Genomic DNA, 18,776 nt, shown 5'->3' with positions numbered 1-18,776 from the left:
CATGCATTCTGTTTTTTTGTGCTTTGCGGTATAATAAAATAAAATGACGAGAAGGGTTGGGATGCAGATGATAACGATTGGTTTGACGGGGTTTAGTGACCATGACTCTTTAAATCTTTCCAATAAACATAAATTAGTCGATTATGCGGCGCATTTTCCGCTTGTTGAGATTGATACTAGCTTTTATGCCATTCCGTCACCACGTACGACAGCGAATTGGGTAAATGATACGCCAGAACAATTTTTCTTTGTCGTCAAGGCTTTTAGCGCCATGACAACGCATAAAAAATGGCAAGATTATTTTGATTCGGAAATTGAAATGTATCGTCGTTTCATGGATGCCATCGCACCAATAAGTGAAGGTGGAAAATTAAAAGCCGTGTTATGCCAGTTTCCGCCGTACTTTAATTGTACAAAGGAAAATGTGGCTTATTTACGCCATTTAGCCAAACAAATGGGAGATTTACCTGTTGCCGTTGAGTTTAGAAATGCAAGTTGGTATAGCGAAGCAAATAAAGAAAAAACGCTCGCTTTTTTAAAAGAATTGAATTTGATTCATGTCGTAGTGGATGAGCCGCAAGTTGGTTCGGGCAGTGTCCCTATCGTGCTACGAGGAACGAATAAGGATGTAACTTTAGTTCGCTTACACGGTCGAAACCAATATGGTTGGATGAAAGCGAACAGCCCAGAGTGGCGAGAGGTACGAACGCTTTATCGTTATAACGAGGAAGAAATTTCTGAATGGGCGAAATACGTATCACATTTACAAAAAGAATCAGGCGAGGTTGTTGTCATTTTCAATAATAACAGTGGCGGTGATGCAGCAGATAACGCCAAGCATTTACAAGAAAAAATGAAAATCGAATACACTGGTCTAGCGCCAATGCAAATGGACCTATTTTCAGAATAAAAAAACGGAAGTGGACAAAGTCCGCTTCCGTTTAATCTGATTGCACGTGTTGTTTTTAAATTTTATGCATCGCCCTCTAAAACTTTTACTTCACCGCGCAAAGTTTGAATTTTCACCGTAGCGTTTTTCGCATTGTTTTGCCATAAAAAATCAGATGTCACTTGGCCATGCGGCGCAACAATTTGGAATTTCTCTTGATGATAATCATTTGAAAGCGTCATTTTGATTAGCCCATTTTCACTCTTAATATTCATATTTCCGCTAACCGCATTTTCCTCCACAATAATATCACCGTTTTTACTCTCCACAATTTGCTCGCCGTAATTAGCTCTTAAAATACTTTTTCCGTTTAAAGAAGTTAAAAATAGTTTTCCTTCGAGCTGTTCAATGATGTTTGTTCCATTTTGAGAATCAATCGTAAGGAGGCCAGACTTGATGCGTGTAGTAATCACTTTACCGGAAGTATTGTCAATTTCACCTTTTTCCGCTTTTTGCCTGTGAACTTGTGACATGCCATCCGAATTGTGAAGCGAAAAGTCACCAGTGGAATCCTTAACAATTTGATTGCCGGAACTAGAAACTAACGTGATATTTCCTGTCCAGTTCGTCAAATCAGTTCCAGCCGACTTGGTTGTGATTTTTGCGTTTTTAAAGGCACTTTGCTCTCCTACAAAATCCCCATTGCTAAGCCGAATCGAAAGACCTTCGCCCGTTAATTCATTGATGTGGACATTACCGTTGTTTAATTTTGCCGAAAGGGTTTTAAAAGAATAATCTTTCGGAACTTTAACGCGCACTTTTTGCGTGCCATATGCGGGAAGGTGCCAGCGCTCTAGCCACGTCCGAAAAGTCCCAATCTTAATTTCCGTACTGTTTTTTGAAGAAGTTGGTTTTAAATCTTGAATTTCCCGATTCGAAAGCTTGCCGGAAATAGTAACAGTGGGCTTTTCGACATCGGCTTCTTCAATGTTGATTGCCACATTTTTCTCGCTAGAAAGGTCTAAATTAGCAAATTCTTCATTGGTAAATTGCCAGTTATTCGTATAATTTTTGCCGCTATCTTGAAAATTTTGCGTGAATAGGCAGAACAAAATCCCGATGCCGCCAACAATTAAAAAGATACTACTAACCCAAACATGTTTTTTCATAAAAACCGCCCTCTTCGTGTTGTGTAAATGAACCACAATTGTCTGATGCCAAGAATTGTTATATATAAAACGCCGATTGCGAATAATAAAATAAAGATTTGGAACAGAATGATTTGTCTAAAGAAGATGATATCTGCAAGTAAGAGAAAAATGCTGACAAAACTACTTAAACAAATGATTCCAAGTAAGAGAAGCCCACCTATAAAGAGAAATTGAATGAAGAATCTTTTCCAAAAGCCTTTTAAAGCAAGTTGCTCATAAGCTTTTTGCTCGAGTGGGACAACGCTATTCGCTTCCAAATAAGCTTCAGCAATTTGACTAGGTTTCCCTAGTTCTTCTAAGATTTCAGCTTCCGTTTTTCCTTCTAAGCGTGCGTTATCTAAGTATTCTTCGTAATATTGAATAAGTTCTTCTTTTTCTTCTTTAGGTAAGCCAGAAAATGCTTTATCTAATTCTTTAAGGAATTGATGTTTAGTCATTGATATCCGCTTCCTTTCGTAGTTGGTTAAAACTTGTGACGAACTCATCCCATTCTTCGAGCATATCTTCTAAGTAAATTCGACCTGTGTTCGTAATATGATAATATTTTCGAGACGGTCCGTTAGGGGATTCTTGCAAATAGGTAGAACAATAGCCCTCTTTTACAAGTCGTCTTAGTGATGGATAAAGAGCTCCCTCGGTAATTGGAATATAACTATTTACTTGTTGCGTCAAATCGTACCCATAACGATCTGTCTTTTGTAATAAGTAAAGGACACAAATATCGAGAACTCCTTTTTTAAATTGTGCGGATGAGCGCATTTTCTTTCCTCCTACATTCGCTATTCACTTTTTTATATTAGTTAAGAACATCTCTAAGTATAGCATTTTCAACGGTTTTGTACAAATGAATATTCACTACTATAAAAAAAATAGTAGAAAAAGCTTGACGAATAAAAGGGTAGTGTATATACTAAGTTTAGCTAGTATAAATAAAACAATACTACATAATTTATAGGACAAAGGAGAAATGAGACATGAACAAATTTGTAAAAGTAACAGCAATCACAGGGCTAGCCTTAACGATAGGTGTGGCAACGCTAGCTCCAACAGTATCCGAAGCAGCGACAGTACCGGGGAAAATTGTTTATCAAGATGCGTATAAGAAAGTTGTTGAATTTAGTAAAGCTGATGTAGAAAAAATTACAGGTATCAAACTTACAACAGCGAATATCACAAAAGTTTACAACCAATTTAAAGTAGCTAAAACTTGGGAAAATGCTGGCTTCACGAAAGCTCAAGCGAAAGTAATTGCTTCAAGAGCATCTTCTATAAGCTACGCTAACCAATTAAAAGGTATTCTAACTTCGATTTCTAAAGGAGAAAAAGTAGGTCTTAAAGTCATTTATGTGGCTAACAACTGGACAACGCAAGTGAACTTTGGAACATATTCAACGGCTACAGTAGTTCCAACACCAGCCCCAACTCCTGAAAAAGAAGAGGAAGCTGCAACACCAACTCCTGATAAAGATACAACAAAAGCAACTGCTTTAAAAATTAAAGATTTAGAAGTTGAAATTGAGTATAAAAAGAAAGATGTTGAAATTGATTACGAAGTGAAAAGTAATGGTAAAGTGGAAGCGGAATACAAAAATGAATTCACTGGTCAAAAATTAAAAGGTAAAGATGCACAAGTTGCTATCGAAAAAATCTTTAACGGCTTCGATTTCCAAAACAAAAATAAAACACAAATCATTAATCATGTAACATCTAAATTAAATCTTAAAAAAGACTTTGAAAAATTCGAGTATGAAGTCAAACAAACTAACAATGCAAAATTTGAATTTAAAGTTAAATAATTCTGTGGAGTCCCGTTTATTCGGGCTCCATTTTGCATGATATAAAAGGAGAGTAGAACATGTTACAAAAAAAATATGTGAAAGCAGTTTGTATGGTTTGCTTCCTCGTAATGCTATCCATTTTATTTCAGCCCTCAGCTAAAGCAACTGCGCCATCAACTTTCAATAAAGTGCAAGAGGTTGCGATTCAGAAAAAAATTGCTGCGATTCGCGCGAAAGTAAAAGTAAAAGTGGATACAACACATGTGAAAAAAGTGGAAGAGAAAAAAGTGGCTACTGAGAAAGCTGCAGCAGCGAAGAAAGAGCAAGAAGCTCGTGAGGAGGCAGCAGCAAAACAAGCGGAACAGTCTAAACAAGCTGCAACTTCAAATGGTCAAGAAAGCCAGTCAGGAACAGAAAAGAGTGCTGAGTCTAAATCGTCTTCAAGTACGCAAAGCGAACAGCCAGATGCGACTACAGGTGCGAGCCAAAGTGGAAGAGAAATTGGGGAGAAAAATCGTGAATATGGAAATCAATTAAGCGATCCTAATCTTTCGGATGCAGAGCGTCAACGCATTATTGAAGAAAAGAAAAAATATAATCAAAGCCATCGTTAGGAGAATAAAATGAAGAAATATTTCTTTTTAGTGATTTTGGGTGCCATTTTCCTCGTGCTTGCAGGATGCAAACAACCAGAAGATGCTAAAAAAGCTGGTGATGCACTCATACAAAGTTATATTTATGAGGAATCGACGCCTGAATTAAAAGCGATTTTTGGAATTGATGATGCAAGTATGATTAAAGAAAATCAAAATACATTTGTATCATCTATTCAAGAACAATTTCCAGATAAGTCGAAGTCAGAGCTGGAGGACTTTCAGCAAGAGGTACAAAAACATTTAGAAAAGGTGAGTTCCTATTCGATTAAAGTTGAAGATGAAAGCAGTGAAAAGGCGACTTTGATGATTGCTGTAAAAGGGCTAGACACGGATAGTGGGACTGTCAATAAAGAAATCGAAAAATTGATTAATCAAACAGAACAGAAAATTACGGCAGATAGTTCGGAAGAAGAGTTGAATGCGGTGATTAACGAAGTGAGTTATAAGTCGCTTGAAACGATGTACTTAGAAAGCCCTGCTGAAGAAAAGGCGGTAACAGTTAAACTTGAACTGGAGCAAAATCCTGATGATAAAGAAAAATGGCAGATTGTTAATGAAGACATCTTCTTCAAAAATATTTATGAAGCATTTGGATTATAAATAAAAATGAGATTTCCTAAAACGCGGAAATCTCATTTTTTTATCCTTTACCAATTAAAAAGCTGATTAACAAGATGAAAAGGACAATACCGGTAATGCCAACATATAAATAATCTTTTTCTTTTAAAAAAGTAAAGAGGGAAACGATAACGCGAAATACGGGCGTGAAAATCAGGCAGAGCAGTCCAAACATCATAATCGCAAATGGTTTTAATGCGGCAAGTCCAGAAAAAATCGCTGTGAATGATGTTGGATAGGTTGACCCAGGATAGCCGCTTTCGCCAGTGACCATGTAAAGACCGAGGCCTAAAATTATAATTGCTGCGCTGACTAAAACGCCGATGCGAAGCAGTCCGCCGACGATAATTTCAACGTGATACATTTCTTCTTCTTTTTGTTTATCGCTCGCCAATTAAATCCACCCCAATCCTTCAAGAATCATTTGGATAGCAACGTATAAAAGCACTGGGATGAAAACGATGCGAATGACTTTGCTTTTTAGGCGTTGCATAACGCGCGTTCCAATTGTGGCGCCGATTAAAACGCCGATGGCAACTGGGGCCGCAATGGTTGGATCGATGTCGCCCTTGAATAAGTATACGGTCGCGCTTGCGGCAGCGGTCACGCCCATCATAAGGTTGCTCGTTGCACTGGACACTTTAAGCGGCATTTTCATGAAGACGTCGAGTGCCATGACTTTAAACGCACCACTGCCGATTCCAAGTAAGCCGCTTGCGACGCCGGCTCCGTACATGACGCCAAACCCTGCTTTTACGTTTGCAACATTGTACGGAATTTCTTTTCGAAGCGCCTTGTCGTAATAACTATCGTGGAGTTTCAATTTGGTAGCGATAGAATCTTTTTCTACGTTGACAGGAAATTCGGAACCTACTTTTTTAAACATATTATAGCTGGAATAAAGGAGGAGTAGACCGAAAATAATATAGAGCGCGGTTGCGGATAGCAGTCCGCCAACGAAGGCCCCGGTTATTGCGCCGATTGTGGTGGCGATTTCTAAAAACATGCCGACGCGGAGATTTGTGATGTGATCTTTTATGTAAGCAATCGCGGAGCCACTGCTGGTCGCGATGACGGAAATAATGCTTGCGCCGATTGCATACTGAATGTCGATGCCAAAAATGAGCGTTAGCGCAGGTGTAATAATAATTCCGCCGCCAAGCCCGAGAATTGATCCGAGTATTCCGGCAAAAATGGCGATAATCAGTATCATCATCGTTTGCGTGTCCATAAGTTCACTTCTTTCTGTTAGTCATCATCTTTTTATCATACGCCAAAAAAAGTAAAATGAAAAGAGCGGGAGCGGAGTTGCGTGTCAAAAACAGGATTTTAAGCTACAATAGAGGGAGAAAAAGGGGATGATGCTATGAAAAAACTCCAAATTTGGCATACGAACGATATCCATAGTCACTTGGAAAATTGGCCGCGAATCAAAACCTTTTTGGCTGAAAAAAAGGAAGAAAATGCGAGCGACAGCCTTTTGTTTGACATTGGTGATTTTTTGGACCGCGTTCATCCGTTAACAGAAGGCAGTGCGGGAAAAGCGAATGTGGAATTGCTAAATGAATTAGCGTATGATGCGGTGACAATTGGAAATAATGAAGGTACAACATTGTCCCATGAACAGCTTTCAACGCTTTATGATAATGCTAATTTTCCGGTCGTATGTGCGAATGTATATAGCGACGTGGCAAGAACAAAGCGAGTGGACTGGGCGTTGCCTTTTATTTATAAGGAAGTTAACGGGATTAAAATGGCGGTTATTGGTGTGACGGCGGCGTTTAGCGAGTATTATGAATCGCTTGGCTGGGGCATTAGAGAACCAATCCAGTGTATCCGCGAACAAATTGCGGCGCTTGATGCAGATACTGACTTCATCATTTTGCTTTCGCACCTTGGGTTGCCGTCCGATGAACAAATCGCAGTGGAAATTCCCGAAATTGACGTGATTTTAGGAAGCCATACGCATCATCTTCTTGAAAACGGGAAAACAATTGGCTCGACGCTACTTGCCGCGTGCGGCAGATGGGGCGAATATGTTGGCGAAGTGACCGTGACCTTCAGTGATGAAAACGCGGTTTTAGGGAAAACAGCTACAGTATACAAAACGGAGACGCTCCCCGCGCCAAATGATGAGGAGGCGCAAATTGCCGCCTTTTTTGAAAAAGGAAAAAATATGCTTTCTAAAAAAGTGGTTGCACTCCCTGAAAAGTTAGAGCATAATTGGTTTGGAGAGTCAAAAATCGCAGAGGTATTCTACGAGGCAGCTTGCGCTTTTAGCGGGGCGGATACCTTTTTAACGAATGCCGGAATTTATATGTCGGACCTTGAAAAAGGTGACGTAACCGCGTTTGACATCCACCAACTCTTGCCGCATCCGCTGAATTTAATTGCGGTGACGCTTTCAGGGCAAGAGCTTGAAGTTTTAATTCAGGAAATCGTCCGTAAACAAGACGAGCTTAGAGAATTCCCCTTAAAAGGATTTGGCTTTCGCGGCGAAATTTTCGGTGCCGTTTTAATGAAACGCATGGGCTTTGACCCCACTTCTAGCGCGCCACTCTGGGACGGAAAACCCATTGACCCTAGTCGGAACTACCGAATTGTGACCCACGATACGTTCGTTTACGCACCATTTTTCCCGATTATTAAACAAGTAAAGAAAAAAGAAGTATATACACCGGAATTACTCCGTGATATTTTAACATGGCAGCTAAAAAAACTGTACGGGGAGGAAAAAGAATGATTACAATAGAAAAACAAGAATATGAACTGCTAACGAATTACCGTGAATGTTTCGATGAAGAAAAACTAATGGAACGCTTTAGCGATATTTTACTTCGCTATGATTATATCGTTGGTGACTATGGTTACGACCAACTGCGTCTAAAAGGTTTTTTTGAAGATAACAATCGCAAATCTACTTACGACAATAAAATTAGCACGCTAAAAGAATATTTATACGAATACTGTAATTTTGGCTGTGCATACTTTGTTTTGAAAAAAGTTAAGAAATAGAAAGGCGTTTTTAGTTTGAAACCATACGATGCGTATTTAATTGATTTAGATGGAACGATGTATCGCGGCGGAGCGGTGATTCCAGATGCGATTCCGTTCGTTAAAACGTTGAATGAAAAAAATATTCCACATTTATTTGTGACGAATAATTCAACGAAAACGCCTGAACAGGTGAGCGAACGCTTGAATGAAATGGGAATTCCAGCCACACCAGAGGATGTTTTTACTTCGGCGCAGGCGACAGCCGCATTTATGACGCAACAAACCGATGAACGAAGCGTTTTCTTCATAGGAGAAAAAGGGCTTGAAACGGCATTGTTTGATGCGGGATTTGAGGTGCAGACGGAGAACCCGGCGTTTGTCGTTGTGGGCATGGACACGAGCTTGACGTACGAAAAAGTGGCGACGGCAGTGCTTGCGATTCGCGGCGGGGCGCGGTTTATTTCGACGAATGCCGATGCGGCAATTCCGACTGAACGTGGACTTTTCCCTGGAAACGGCTCGATTACGGCGATGGTATCGGTTGCGAGTGAAACGGCGCCCACAATCATCGGAAAGCCCGAGCGAATTATTATGAATCAAGCGCTCGCGCGGCTTGGCGTAACGAAGGACGCCGCGATTATGGTTGGCGATAATTATGAAACGGACATTTTAGCGGGGATTCATGCGGAGATGGACACGCTTATTGTCCACACAGGTTTTACTTCCAAAGAAGCGCTGGCACAAAAGGAAATTCAGCCTACTTATGCGCTTTCTAGTTTAGCAGAGTGGCAATTTTAAGAGCGTTTTTGTGACGCTTTTTTACTTGGGAAAAAGGAGGGGTGAGCGTGGATATTTTGAATGACCTTTTTGTTGTATTTCTAATTGTAGCAACGGCATTTTTCGTAGCATCTGAGTTTGCCATTGTCGCGATTCGCAGGCCAACCGTTATAAGTCTTGTCGAAAGTGGCAATAAGCGCGCAAAATACGTTGCACGCGTGACGCAAAATATGAACGATTATTTGGCGGCTTGCCAGCTTGGCAATACACTAGCAGCACTTGCAATGGGCTGGATTGGCGAAGAGACTATGCAAAAATTCCTTGCGCCAGTATTTGAATGGTTGCCGCTGCCGAGTTCGCTCGAAGGCCCCATCTCCATTTTTGTCTCGTTCATTCTCATCACATTTTTCAATGTCGTTCTCGGTGAACTAGCACCGAAAACGCTGACCATTCAAAGCACAGAAAAAGTGGCGCTCCTTATCGCGCGTCCGCTCGTATATTGGTATAAGTTAACTTTCCCGCTAAACTGGCTACTAAATCGCTCCGCCAACCTCATTACAAAACCTTTTGGGGCTAAAAATCAAGCGAATAGTGAGCAAATGACGCCAACCGAGTTAAAGATTATTTTCGAAGATAGCTACCGCCAAGGACTTTTAAATCAGCAAGAATTCAAATATATGAAAAATATTTTCAAACTTGCGGACGTCCCCGCAAATGAAATTATGATCCCCCGCCTGAAAGTCGCTACGATTGACGAAACGGCTACAGTTCTTGACTTACTAAAATTGACCGCCCAACATACGTATCACATTTTTCCAGTCACCGAAGAAAACAACAAAGATAAAATTGTCGGTATCCTTCAAGTGAGCGGTGTCATGGCAGGGCTTGGAGAAGACCAGAATATCCTAGGAAAATCAATTCGCCCCTTTATAACAGAAGCGCTTGAAATGTTTGAAGGTATTATGCTCGAAGAATTGCTTGTGAAAATGCAGGAGCGTGCGGCGGATTTCGCTGTTTTGACAGATGAGTACGGCGGGACTTCGGGCATTGTGACACTTGAAGACGTGATGGAAATTATTGTCGGCGATATGGAGGAAGCGAAAAATCCGAAAGGGATTCGCCGACTTGCAAAAAACCATTTTGTTGTGGAAGGCTCGGAACCGCTTGTTAGCGTAGAGGAAGTTTTAGGAATCGAACTTGTCGGGCAAGGCGTGCACACATTATCCGGCTGGCTGTTTTTACAAAATTTCAATTTGGATAGCGGCGATGTCGTAGAAGAATCTGGCTGGCAATTTACCATTTTAGCGATGAATAAAAACTCCGTTCGGCAGGTGGAAATACGGAAATCTGCCAACTAAATTTGATTTCAACAATTCGCGATGTATGATAAAATACAGTTTAGGTGGTGCTTTGCAACATGAACAAATATTATCAAATCTATGAGGACTTAAAAACTAAAATTATAAATAATGAATATCAGCAACAGCTGCCTTCTGAAAGCCAATTGACTGAAAAGTATGGTGTAAGTCGAAATACGATTCGCCGAGCAATCGATTCGTTAATTAGTGATGGTTTAGTCGTGAGCAAGAAAGGCAAGGGTGTTTTTGTGCTGGAAAATCGTTCTTTTGAGTTTGCCATTAACGGTCTTGAAAGCTTTCAAGAAGTTATGGTGCGCACGAAGGAAAACTTCCAAACTGATGTAGCCTTGTTTGAACATATGATTGCTGATGAGCAGTTGGCAAACAAGAGCGGCTTTGCACCTAATACTGTATTAACGCATATTAAGCGAGTACGTTCGCTCCAAAATGAACGGATTATTCTTGATGTGAATTATTTTGCGCGGGAGCTCATACCGGGATTAACCCCAGAAATTGCTCAAAAATCGATTTATACATTTATAGAAAAAGAGTTGGCGATTGAAATTGGTATTGCCAAAAAAAATATTGTGATTGAACGTGCAACAGCTGATGATTATGAACATCTTGATATGCTTGATTTTGATCTAGTTGCGGTTGTCCATAACTTTGTTTACTTACAAAACGGCGTATTATTTGAATATACTCAGTCAAGACATCGCCCGGACCGCTTTGTTTTTACCGACATTGCCCGGCGTTAAAAGCATACATTCAGTAATCATTCCCTATTATAAACGGGCTTTTACTGAATATATGCTTATTTTATTTATGCCTAAAATTATTTTTCATACAAACTTGTTTAAACACGTTGACAATCATGTTCGAACAAGTTATAGTATTATGTAAAGGCTTTCAATTTAGGAGGGTAAAGTATGGGGAAATATACGGAACAAGCTGAGCTGTTGCTTGATTATGTTGGCGGAAAAGAGAATATTGTGTCATTAACGCATTGTGTGACACGACTTCGATTTGTTTTAAAAGATGAAAGCAAGGCTGATGTAGCAAAAATTGAGACGCTTGACGACGTGAAGGGAACTTTTACGAGTGCAGGACAGTTTCAAGTCATTATCGGAAATGCAGTTGCTGACTTTTATAAAGATTTTGCGGAAGTGAGCGGTGTTGAAAAAGTAAGTAAGGAAGAAGTAAAACAAGACGCTTTACAACATCAAAATATCGTGCAACGCCTAATTGCTAACTTGGCAGAAATTTTTGTACCAATTATTCCAATCTTATTAGCAGGCGGTTTAATTTTAGGATTGCGCAATATCATTGGTGAAATCAAATTTGATGGCGGTTTAACGTTAGCACAAATGTATCCATGGGTGGATTCGCTGAATGCATTCTTGTGGGTTCCCGGGGAAGCAATTTTCCATTTCCTCCCGGTCGCGATTTGTTGGTCTACTGTGAAAAAATTCGGTGGAACACCAGTACTTGGAATTACGCTCGGAATTATGTTAGTATCCCCGCAATTGCTGAATGCTTACGACTATGCAGCAGCTAATGCAGCAGGTGAAGTACCCGTTTGGGATTTCGGCTGGTTTGAGATTCAAAAAGTGGGCTACCAAGCACAAGTGCTACCAGCTTTAATTGGCGGTCTTGTCCTTGCCAAAATGGAAACGTTTTTAAACAAATATATCCACGATGCTTTAAAAATGGTCATTATTCCAATTACAGTTTTATTAGTTACGTTAGTATTATCCTATACGATTATTGGACCAATCTCACGAGAAGTAGGGAACGGCATTGCCTTCTTCTTTGAATGGTTGTTGACAGGGTCGTTCAGCTTCATTGGAGCGATTATCTTTGGTCTAGCATATGCGCCGCTTGTGATTACGGGATTACATCATACCTTTATTGCAGTTGATTTACAGTTGATTGCTAATCTTGGTGGAACAATGATTTGGCCGATGATTGCTTTAAGCAATATTGCGCAAGGTGCTGCCGCTTTTGCATGCTACTTCTTATACAAAGATTCGAAAACGAGATCAGTCACAACATCTTCAACTATCTCAGCTTGGCTTGGCGTAACTGAACCAGCCATGTACGGAGTCAACTTGAAATTCCGTTATCCGTTTTATGCTGCGATTATTGGATCTGCTTGTGCCGCCGTTGTATCCACTGTCAGCGGTGTAATGGCTAATGCTATCGGTGTCGGCGGATTGCCAGGAATTCTATCCATTCAACCGCAAGATTGGTTACCGTTCGCCATTGCAATGATTGTAGCGATTGCGGTGCCGATGACGCTAACTTTTGTATTCCATAAAATGGCAGTGAAAAAAGCTGGCGGACAAGAAATAATAACGCCAGAGGATACAGATTTCGGTATGTAGAACAGATAAAATACCAAAAGGCATTTGATTGAAGAGAGGCTAAGAAATGAGTACAAATTTTAAACAATCTGTTGTTTATCAAATATATCCGAAAAGTTTTCAGGATAGTAATGGTGATGGCATAGGGGATATTCAAGGAATTATTGCACGTTTAGATTATTTAGAGGAACTAGGCGTTGATTATGTTTGGTTGACGCCGATATATGTATCGCCGCAGCGCGATAATGGCTATGATATTGCTGATTATTATAATATTGACCCCCAATATGGCACGATGGCTGACTTTGATGAATTACTTGCTAAAGCGCATCAAAAAGGAATAAAAATCATTATGGACTTAGTTGTTAATCATACTTCAACGGAACATGAGTGGTTTATACAGGCAAAAACGGGACGCGAGAATCCCTATTATGATTATTATATATGGCGCGAGCAAGCGAATAATTGGCAGTCAAAATTTGGTGGTAGCGCATGGGAATACAACGAGGGAACTGAAAATTATTACTTACATTTATTTGATGTGACGCAGGCTGACTTGAATTGGGAAAATCCGAAGTTGCGCGCAGAAATTTATCAGATGATGCGTTGGTGGCTTAAAAAGGGAATTGACGGATTTCGTCTAGATGTGGTCAATTTACTATCGAAAGATCAGCGCTTCTTAGATGATAGCCTATTATCGGCGACTGATGATGGCCGCAAGTTTTATACAGATGGTCCGAGAATTCATGAATTTTTACACGAAATGTATCAAGAAGTCTTAACCGACTTTCCAGATGCACTAACAACTGGAGAAATGTCCTCAACAAGTTTGCCAAGTTGTGTCGCTTATACGAATCCAGAGAATGAAGAACTAGATATGGTGTTTAATTTTCATCATTTAAAAGTTGATTATAAAGATAAAGCAAAGTGGACTAAAGCACCATTTAATTTTATTGAATTGAAACAATTATTTGCAGACTGGCAGACTGGCATGTATCAAGGCGGAGGCTGGAACGCATTGTTTTGGAATAATCATGATCAGCCACGCGCAGTAACGAGGTTTGGTAACGATGAAGAATATCGCTATGAAAGTGCGACAATGCTAGCCACAATGTTGCATGGTATGCAAGGGACGCCCTATATTTACCAAGGGGAAGAATTTGCTACTGGTAATCCTGCTTTCCGTTCAATCGATGAGTATCGTGATGTGGAATCACTGAATGCCTATGAGAGGCTCAAAATGGCTGGAAATAGCGAACTAGAAACATTGGCCATTTTAGCGGATAAGTCGCGCGATAATGGTCGCACACCAATGACGTGGGATACGAGTGAGGCAAATGGTTTTACTGCTGGTACACCTTGGATTGGCGCCGGCAAAAACGCAACAACAGTGAATGCTGCGGCGGATCAGGCAGCGGCAAAGTCAGTGTTTAAATATTATCAGCAACTCATTAAGCTTCGTAAAACACAACAGATTCTTGCAGAAGGAGATTATCAACCGCTATTCCTTCACGATAACCAAATTTTTGCCTATACGCGGAATACAGCAAAGGGCCATTTATTAGTCGTTGCTAACTTTTATGAGCAGTCAGCGACCATCGACTTGCGCGAATTAACATGGTTAGACAAAGGCGGACAAGTATTGCTTGCTAACTACGAACAGGAAGGCCGAGCACTAAAAGGCACGCTTCAACTAAGACCATATGAAGCGCTAATAATATCAGATTAAAATAGTAAAAGCCTAGCAATCTCGAGCTGCTAGGCTTTGTTTCATTTCACTGCACAATATCATCGTGATAACTATGGGCAAGTCTACTCGCGGCCGCAGCTGCAATAGCTCCCACAATGTCGTCTAAAAAGGTGTGAACGTCTTGACTATTATGTTCATTCAGCCTTCCTAAAATGCCAGGTTTTACTTTATCAATATAGCCATAATTGGTAAAACCGATGGAGCCATAGACGTTAACAATGGACAACGCCAAAATTTCATCAACACCATACAAACCTTCATCGTTACTAATAATATTTTGTAGCGGCTGCATTAATTCGCCTTTTTCGGCTAAAATATCCAATTGAATGCCTGTTAAAATGGCATTTTGCACTTCGCGTTTACTTAAAACTTGTTCGACATTTTCAATACAAACCGATCGTTCTAACTTCGGATGATATTTTTTTTGTAGAAATAAAACTAAATCGGCGATGTCATCAATTGTTACGCCGCGTTCAGTCAGCATTGTACGCGCTTTTTGTTCTAAAACACTTTGTTTTTCTACCATGTAAAATTCCTCCTCGTACTAAAACGCGACAATCCGCATTGTCATCAGTCAGATTATGGCGCGGTTACGTTTCATTTAACATTTTCCTTAAAAAACTTGAACGACTTCTTTAAAGCCAAAAATTTTCTCTGAAAGTGTGAGTTCAATGCCCATTTTTAGAGTCATATCCGAACTGGGACAGGTTACGCAAGCGCCAAGAAGTTTAATTTTAACTATGCCATCTGGCGTCACATCAATAAGTTCATAATCGCCACCATCTCGGAGTAAATACGGACGGAACTTTTGTAAAGCTTTGTCAACTGCATCAAAACTAATTTCTTCCATACGCAAACAAAACTCCTTTTCAAGTGATATTCATTATTATAACAGGAGTGAAGGAGAGATGGAAGCACTTGACATAAAACATGCCCGCTCCTAAGGCTCAGAAAGGAACGGGCAAAACGCGGTAGGTAAAGCCGCGTAAGACTGGTTATTTAACCAGCCAAAAAGGGAGTGTTGTTATATAAACCGTGATTTTTTCACGGAAACAACCAGTATTCATTTGCCGCTTTATCACCAACAAGCGTTAAAGTGACAGAATTGTTTTAATTATTATAATATACTGCTTAAACACTGTCAATGAATATCTAATCAGTAAAATTCACATTTATTCATTTGAAACAGAAAAGTCGATTTTGCTAGTTTTTTTTAGTACAATGTGTGTGAGGTGAGTTGCGATGGAAAATCAAGCGAAACTTTATGTGTATGGTTCTTCTGTTATTTGCGCGAGCTGTGTGGGTGCACCTTCTTCAAAAGAAACGGAAGAATGGCTACGTGCAGCTGTTTCGAGAAAGTTTCAAGATCAACCGTTTGAAGTTGAATATGTCGATATTTTTGACCCAGAGCAAGTTGACTCTAATGTAAGGGACTTAGCGAGGAAATTTGTCGATGAAGATTATATGTACCCCGTCATTGTGGTGGACGATGAAATTATTGCAGAAGGAAACCCAAGACTTAAGGATATTTATAAAGTGATGACTGATCGTGGCTATGTTCCGACGATGTAGAAAGACGAAGTGTGAAAGGCTTCCGTTGTAAAGAAAGGAAGTAAAAAAACGTGAATCCGATTGTGGAATTTTGCGTCAATAATTTAGCGAGCGGGGCACAGGAAGTCTATGAGCGTTTGAATGAAGATCCAAATTTGGACGTCGTGGAATATGACTGCCTCACCTACTGCGATTTATGTGCGACAAGTCTTTTTGCGCTTGTGGACGGCGAAGTGGTGCGCGGAAATGATGCCGCTGAACTATTACGTAACATTTATGCATTTCTTGAAGAAAATCCAATTTAAATAAATCAAAAGCCGAGGAAATCCTCGGCTTTTTTAGTGAATATAATTGGAGATAGGAGTTTGGCCATTTTGGAAAGTATAAATTTTCCTGTATGTGGTCGCCTCAGACAAAATAGCGCACGCAAATTGTGCGACATCAGCGCGGGTGATAGTAGCTTGGCCAAATTCGCTAGCATCGTCCACAAGCCCCGTAGGCGAGTCGTTTGTTAAAGTGACGGGACGCAAAATGGTGAAGTCTAACTGACTTGCTAACAGCGCATTGTCGGCATGACCTTTTGCGGTTAAGTAATTTGCGAGCGATGCGGGACCTTTTTCAGGTTCGCCAGCTAAAATGGAGCTGATTAGAATGAAACGCTTAATATTTTTTTCTTCGGCAAATTGAATGGCTTTGATGGCGCCATCTTGGTCAACGCTAATGGTTTTTTCGGGACCTGTATGCCCGCCAGAACCGGCGGCAAAAATGACGGCGTCGATTTCATCGTAAGCGTAGCTAAAATCTTTTTCTAAATCAGCAATAATGGGCTTGCCACCTAGTTTTTCTAATTCGTCCATTTGGCTTGCTTTACGAATCATGGCGCGCACAAAGAAACCTTTTTCCAGTGCCAACTCGCGCACAATTTGCTTTCCAATTTGACCGTTTGCTCCAATAACTAAAACATTCATAAATTGGCCTCCTTTTAGTTTTGGTAGTTGTCTTTTTCCCCTGACGGAGCAAAATAAAACTGAGGCTGAAAATTCTGAACAGTCTACACAAAATGTGAAAATTATGCTTACATTTGTTATTTAGGACTAAAAATAGGGTTTCTAGGGTATTTTACGTTTTGAAGCCTCGTTTTATGATACCATTTAATCATAGAGAAAAAAGAATATATGAGGTGATAAATTTGTTAAGGAGGATACGCGCAAAACTCAGAGAGAAAAAAGAAGAAAGTGCCACGATGGAACGTGAGTTGGCAGAGCTTAAGGTAAGAATGCGGAACATTCAGGAACAGATTTACAATGATAAAGATAGACGCTTAATTAAGCATCAATAAATAAAAAGATGATGAAAAGAAAGACACTATGATAGGGTTTTTACGAGTAAAAGGAACTTAGCTGAAGAGCTAGGTTCCTTTTTGGTTTAAGCGAACATGGATGTGGAGTGCATCGGTTGAACGCGTGCTGTCGGGTCGATGAAATTAATAGCATTATTGACGGCTGTCGGCGCTTCACCAAATCCAGTGGCGATGAGTTTAACTTTGCCGTCATACGTACAAATATCGCCTGCGCTATAGATGCCGGGAATCGATGTTTCCATTTTTGAATTCACGACAATGGAGTTTCTTTCGATAGTTAGACCCCAGTCTTTAATAGGACCAAGTTGGCTCACGAAGCCGTAATTAACGATAAAATCATCAATTTCGAGCGTTTCTGTTCTAGAACCTTTTACTTCGTCTAAAACAATTCGTTCGATGCCCGCTTCTGTCCCGTGTAGCGCAGTTGGAATGAATGGGGTTAAAACTGTTACGGAAGACTTTTCAAGGTTTGCGACACTATGCTCATGCGCGCGAAACGCTCCGCGTCTATGAATAATCGTAACTGATTTCGCGATAGGTTCAAGCATTAATGCCCAGTCGACTGCTGAATCACCGCCGCCACAAACAGCAACACGTCGCCCTTTAAAGCGATTTAAGTCGTTGATAAAATAGTGCAAATTCGCACCCTCAAATTGCTCCGCCTCTTTTAATTGAAGTTTACGCGGTTCAAACGCACCGTTTCCGGCTGTAATAATGATGGTCTTGCTATAATGAACATCTTTCGTTGTAGTAATTTCAAATGTGCCATCCGCTTGTTTTTCCACTTGCAAAACGGCTTCTTCAAGACAAATACTAGGATTGAACGGTTGCATTTGCTCAGTTAAATTATTGATAAGTTCTTGGGCACGCACAGCTTTAAATCCGGGAATATCATAAATATATTTTTCAGGATAAAGCGCGGTTAATTGGCCACCTAGTTGGGGTAAACTTTCGATGATTTTCACATTGGCTTTGCGCATGCCGGCATAAAAAGCTGCGAAAAGTCCAACGGGGCCGCCGCCGATAATGGTTATATCATAAATTTTGGTTTTATCATCCAAAATAAACTCCCCTTTCAATCAAATAATATATCCATTCTAGCATAAAAAAATTAAAAGCGATGCAACTTTTGCTTAAAACCATATGTTTCGAATTTCACAATGTTGGGTAGGAGGACTATATGGGGGAAATTTCCAGTACACCATACCAATTTTTGTTAAAATATGAACAAAACGGTCTAAATAATTAGCAGTTGCATTTCAAGGTGTGAAAAATGACTGTACCACTTAGAAAGCCTTAAATGTACCAATTTTTCTAAGCATCAATTCTTGAAATACTTGCCTAAAACGTCTATCATAGAAACTATAAGTGGAACATTTCACTTAAGGTAGATTTTTAGCGCAATCTACATAAGAAACACGGAGAATATTCGCGATTTAATTTAGTTTGTGAAAAAAATATAAAG

The 18,776-nt window shown here is 40.1% G+C and carries 23 protein-coding genes; 14 read left to right on the top strand and 9 right to left on the bottom strand.

The window, feature by feature from the left end:
- Positions 1-67 precede the first annotated feature (67 nt).
- Complete coding sequence (locus BN1609_RS07570; protein WP_088825744.1) at positions 68-910, top strand: DUF72 domain-containing protein; 843 nt, start codon at positions 68-70, stop codon at positions 908-910.
- Positions 911-972: 62 nt separating this feature from the next.
- Here the strand turns inward: BN1609_RS07570 and BN1609_RS07565 are convergent, their stop codons facing one another.
- From BN1609_RS07565 to BN1609_RS07555, 3 genes are read right to left on the bottom strand one after another with little or no spacing between them, the layout of a single operon-like run.
- Entirely contained in the window at positions 973-2,058 is a 1,086-nt protein-coding gene (locus BN1609_RS07565) for a DUF4097 family beta strand repeat-containing protein (RefSeq protein ID WP_088840718.1), read from the bottom strand.
- Positions 2,055-2,537 carry a DUF1700 domain-containing protein gene (locus tag BN1609_RS07560; protein WP_088809795.1) on the bottom strand — a complete coding sequence of 161 codons (483 nt, stop codon included), beginning with the start codon at positions 2,535-2,537 and terminating at the stop codon, positions 2,055-2,057. Before BN1609_RS07560 ends, BN1609_RS07565 begins: the two co-directional genes overlap by 4 nt.
- A complete protein-coding gene (locus BN1609_RS07555) occupies positions 2,530-2,859 on the bottom strand; it encodes a PadR family transcriptional regulator (protein ID WP_088809796.1) in 330 nt (109 codons plus the stop codon). The genes BN1609_RS07560 and BN1609_RS07555 overlap by 8 nt, the downstream gene beginning before the upstream one ends.
- A gap of 215 nt (positions 2,860-3,074) precedes the next feature.
- Here BN1609_RS07555 and BN1609_RS07550 point away from each other — a divergent pair, with 215 nt between their 5' ends.
- The 3 genes from BN1609_RS07550 to BN1609_RS07540 are packed head-to-tail and all read left to right on the top strand — an operon-like array spanning position 3,075 to position 5,134.
- Positions 3,075-3,896 (top strand): YusW family protein, encoded by an 822-nt coding sequence (locus BN1609_RS07550; RefSeq protein ID WP_088809797.1) that lies wholly within the window; start codon positions 3,075-3,077, stop codon positions 3,894-3,896.
- Between the two features lie 59 nt (positions 3,897-3,955).
- The gene (locus tag BN1609_RS07545; protein WP_088809798.1) at positions 3,956-4,492 is read left to right on the top strand and encodes a hypothetical protein; all 537 of its coding nucleotides are present in this window, start codon (positions 3,956-3,958) and stop codon (positions 4,490-4,492) included.
- A 9-nt stretch (positions 4,493-4,501) separates the two neighbouring features.
- Entirely contained in the window at positions 4,502-5,134 is a 633-nt protein-coding gene (locus tag BN1609_RS07540) for a DUF5105 domain-containing protein (RefSeq protein WP_088809799.1), read from the top strand.
- 40 nt (positions 5,135-5,174) lie between these two features.
- Here BN1609_RS07540 and BN1609_RS07535 read toward each other — a convergent pair whose 3' ends face one another.
- Together BN1609_RS07535 and BN1609_RS07530 are read right to left on the bottom strand one after the other, a co-directional pair.
- Positions 5,175-5,516 (bottom strand): DUF1634 domain-containing protein, encoded by a 342-nt coding sequence (locus BN1609_RS07535; protein ID WP_088809846.1) that lies wholly within the window; start codon positions 5,514-5,516, stop codon positions 5,175-5,177.
- A 30-nt stretch (positions 5,517-5,546) separates the two neighbouring features.
- Positions 5,547-6,383, bottom strand: coding sequence for a sulfite exporter TauE/SafE family protein (locus BN1609_RS07530; protein ID WP_088809800.1), 837 nt, complete (start codon positions 6,381-6,383; stop codon positions 5,547-5,549).
- Between the two features lie 135 nt (positions 6,384-6,518).
- Between BN1609_RS07530 and BN1609_RS07525 the strand changes: the two genes are divergently transcribed.
- The 7 genes from BN1609_RS07525 to treC all read left to right on the top strand — a co-directional run bounded on the left by BN1609_RS07525 (position 6,519) and on the right by treC (position 14,379).
- Positions 6,519-7,895, top strand: a complete 1,377-nt coding sequence (locus BN1609_RS07525) for a bifunctional UDP-sugar hydrolase/5'-nucleotidase (protein WP_088815749.1) — start codon at positions 6,519-6,521, stop codon at positions 7,893-7,895.
- Complete coding sequence (locus BN1609_RS07520; RefSeq protein ID WP_369821464.1) at positions 7,856-8,167, top strand: YutD family protein; 312 nt, start codon at positions 7,856-7,858, stop codon at positions 8,165-8,167. The genes BN1609_RS07525 and BN1609_RS07520 overlap by 40 nt, the downstream gene beginning before the upstream one ends.
- A gap of 15 nt (positions 8,168-8,182) precedes the next feature.
- Complete coding sequence (locus BN1609_RS07515) at positions 8,183-8,947, top strand: TIGR01457 family HAD-type hydrolase (RefSeq protein ID WP_088815748.1); 765 nt, start codon at positions 8,183-8,185, stop codon at positions 8,945-8,947.
- A gap of 47 nt (positions 8,948-8,994) precedes the next feature.
- Positions 8,995-10,284, top strand: a complete 1,290-nt coding sequence (locus BN1609_RS07510; RefSeq protein ID WP_088809804.1) for a hemolysin family protein — start codon at positions 8,995-8,997, stop codon at positions 10,282-10,284.
- Positions 10,285-10,343: 59 nt separating this feature from the next.
- The gene (gene treR, locus BN1609_RS07505; RefSeq protein ID WP_088809805.1) at positions 10,344-11,042 is read left to right on the top strand and encodes a trehalose operon repressor; all 699 of its coding nucleotides are present in this window, start codon (positions 10,344-10,346) and stop codon (positions 11,040-11,042) included.
- A 171-nt stretch (positions 11,043-11,213) separates the two neighbouring features.
- Positions 11,214-12,671 carry a PTS system trehalose-specific EIIBC component gene (gene treP, locus BN1609_RS07500; RefSeq protein WP_088809806.1) on the top strand — a complete coding sequence of 486 codons (1,458 nt, stop codon included), beginning with the start codon at positions 11,214-11,216 and terminating at the stop codon, positions 12,669-12,671.
- A gap of 46 nt (positions 12,672-12,717) precedes the next feature.
- Positions 12,718-14,379, top strand: a complete 1,662-nt coding sequence (gene treC / locus BN1609_RS07495) for an alpha,alpha-phosphotrehalase (protein WP_088840717.1) — start codon at positions 12,718-12,720, stop codon at positions 14,377-14,379.
- Between the two features lie 46 nt (positions 14,380-14,425).
- Here the strand turns inward: treC and BN1609_RS07490 are convergent, their stop codons facing one another.
- Positions 14,426-14,926, bottom strand: a complete 501-nt coding sequence (locus BN1609_RS07490) for a phosphatidylglycerophosphatase A (protein ID WP_088840716.1) — start codon at positions 14,924-14,926, stop codon at positions 14,426-14,428.
- Positions 14,927-15,013: 87 nt separating this feature from the next.
- Positions 15,014-15,250 (bottom strand): NifU family protein, encoded by a 237-nt coding sequence (locus BN1609_RS07485; RefSeq protein WP_088809809.1) that lies wholly within the window; start codon positions 15,248-15,250, stop codon positions 15,014-15,016.
- Between the two features lie 392 nt (positions 15,251-15,642).
- Here BN1609_RS07485 and BN1609_RS07480 point away from each other — a divergent pair, with 392 nt between their 5' ends.
- Together BN1609_RS07480 and BN1609_RS07475 are read left to right on the top strand one after the other, a co-directional pair.
- Positions 15,643-15,972, top strand: a complete 330-nt coding sequence (locus tag BN1609_RS07480; protein WP_088809810.1) for a YuzD family protein — start codon at positions 15,643-15,645, stop codon at positions 15,970-15,972.
- A 50-nt stretch (positions 15,973-16,022) separates the two neighbouring features.
- Positions 16,023-16,256, top strand: coding sequence for a YuzB family protein (locus tag BN1609_RS07475; RefSeq protein ID WP_088809811.1), 234 nt, complete (start codon positions 16,023-16,025; stop codon positions 16,254-16,256).
- A gap of 33 nt (positions 16,257-16,289) precedes the next feature.
- Here BN1609_RS07475 and BN1609_RS07470 read toward each other — a convergent pair whose 3' ends face one another.
- Positions 16,290-16,919, bottom strand: a complete 630-nt coding sequence (locus BN1609_RS07470; RefSeq protein WP_088809812.1) for an SDR family oxidoreductase — start codon at positions 16,917-16,919, stop codon at positions 16,290-16,292.
- Between the two features lie 173 nt (positions 16,920-17,092).
- Between BN1609_RS07470 and BN1609_RS07465 the strand changes: the two genes are divergently transcribed.
- Complete coding sequence (locus BN1609_RS07465; protein WP_088809813.1) at positions 17,093-17,290, top strand: hypothetical protein; 198 nt, start codon at positions 17,093-17,095, stop codon at positions 17,288-17,290.
- A gap of 86 nt (positions 17,291-17,376) precedes the next feature.
- Here BN1609_RS07465 and BN1609_RS07460 read toward each other — a convergent pair whose 3' ends face one another.
- Entirely contained in the window at positions 17,377-18,372 is a 996-nt protein-coding gene (locus tag BN1609_RS07460; protein ID WP_088809814.1) for an NAD(P)/FAD-dependent oxidoreductase, read from the bottom strand.
- Positions 18,373-18,776: the final 404 nt, after the last annotated feature.

The sequence above is a fragment of the Listeria sp. ILCC797 genome (genome assembly GCF_900186185.1).
In the GTDB taxonomy this organism is placed as follows: Bacteria; Bacillota; Bacilli; order Lactobacillales; family Listeriaceae; genus Listeria; species Listeria goaensis.
The sequence above is the reverse complement of the archived record's forward strand: the minus strand, read 5'-3'. Positions and strand labels throughout refer to the sequence as shown.

Excerpts from the sequence above, each read along its gene's own strand:
- BN1609_RS07560 (WP_088809795.1), bottom strand. The coding sequence starts at position 2,537 with ATGACTAAACATCAATTCCTTAAAGAATTAGATAAAGCATTTTCTGGC.
- BN1609_RS07485 (WP_088809809.1), bottom strand. The coding sequence starts at position 15,250 with ATGGAAGAAATTAGTTTTGATGCAGTTGACAAAGCTTTACAAAAGTTC.
- BN1609_RS07545 (WP_088809798.1), top strand. The coding sequence starts at position 3,956 with ATGTTACAAAAAAAATATGTGAAAGCAGTTTGTATGGTTTGCTTCCTC.
- BN1609_RS07570 (WP_088825744.1), top strand. The coding sequence starts at position 68 with ATGATAACGATTGGTTTGACGGGGTTTAGTGACCATGACTCTTTAAAT.
- BN1609_RS07525 (WP_088815749.1), top strand. The coding sequence starts at position 6,519 with ATGAAAAAACTCCAAATTTGGCATACGAACGATATCCATAGTCACTTG.
- BN1609_RS07535 (WP_088809846.1), bottom strand. The coding sequence starts at position 5,516 with ATGTATCACGTTGAAATTATCGTCGGCGGACTGCTTCGCATCGGCGTT.
- treR (WP_088809805.1), top strand. The coding sequence starts at position 10,344 with ATGAACAAATATTATCAAATCTATGAGGACTTAAAAACTAAAATTATA.
- BN1609_RS07490 (WP_088840716.1), bottom strand. The coding sequence starts at position 14,926 with ATGGTAGAAAAACAAAGTGTTTTAGAACAAAAAGCGCGTACAATGCTG.
- BN1609_RS07480 (WP_088809810.1), top strand. The coding sequence starts at position 15,643 with ATGGAAAATCAAGCGAAACTTTATGTGTATGGTTCTTCTGTTATTTGC.
- treP (WP_088809806.1), top strand. The coding sequence starts at position 11,214 with ATGGGGAAATATACGGAACAAGCTGAGCTGTTGCTTGATTATGTTGGC.
- BN1609_RS07465 (WP_088809813.1), top strand. The coding sequence starts at position 17,093 with ATGATACCATTTAATCATAGAGAAAAAAGAATATATGAGGTGATAAAT.
- BN1609_RS07470 (WP_088809812.1), bottom strand. The coding sequence starts at position 16,919 with ATGAATGTTTTAGTTATTGGAGCAAACGGTCAAATTGGAAAGCAAATT.
- BN1609_RS07530 (WP_088809800.1), bottom strand. The coding sequence starts at position 6,383 with ATGGACACGCAAACGATGATGATACTGATTATCGCCATTTTTGCCGGA.
- BN1609_RS07555 (WP_088809796.1), bottom strand. The coding sequence starts at position 2,859 with ATGCGCTCATCCGCACAATTTAAAAAAGGAGTTCTCGATATTTGTGTC.
- treC (WP_088840717.1), top strand. The coding sequence starts at position 12,718 with ATGAGTACAAATTTTAAACAATCTGTTGTTTATCAAATATATCCGAAA.
- BN1609_RS07540 (WP_088809799.1), top strand. The coding sequence starts at position 4,502 with ATGAAGAAATATTTCTTTTTAGTGATTTTGGGTGCCATTTTCCTCGTG.
- BN1609_RS07520 (WP_369821464.1), top strand. The coding sequence starts at position 7,856 with ATGGCAGCTAAAAAAACTGTACGGGGAGGAAAAAGAATGATTACAATA.
- BN1609_RS07565 (WP_088840718.1), bottom strand. The coding sequence starts at position 2,058 with ATGAAAAAACATGTTTGGGTTAGTAGTATCTTTTTAATTGTTGGCGGC.
- BN1609_RS07550 (WP_088809797.1), top strand. The coding sequence starts at position 3,075 with ATGAACAAATTTGTAAAAGTAACAGCAATCACAGGGCTAGCCTTAACG.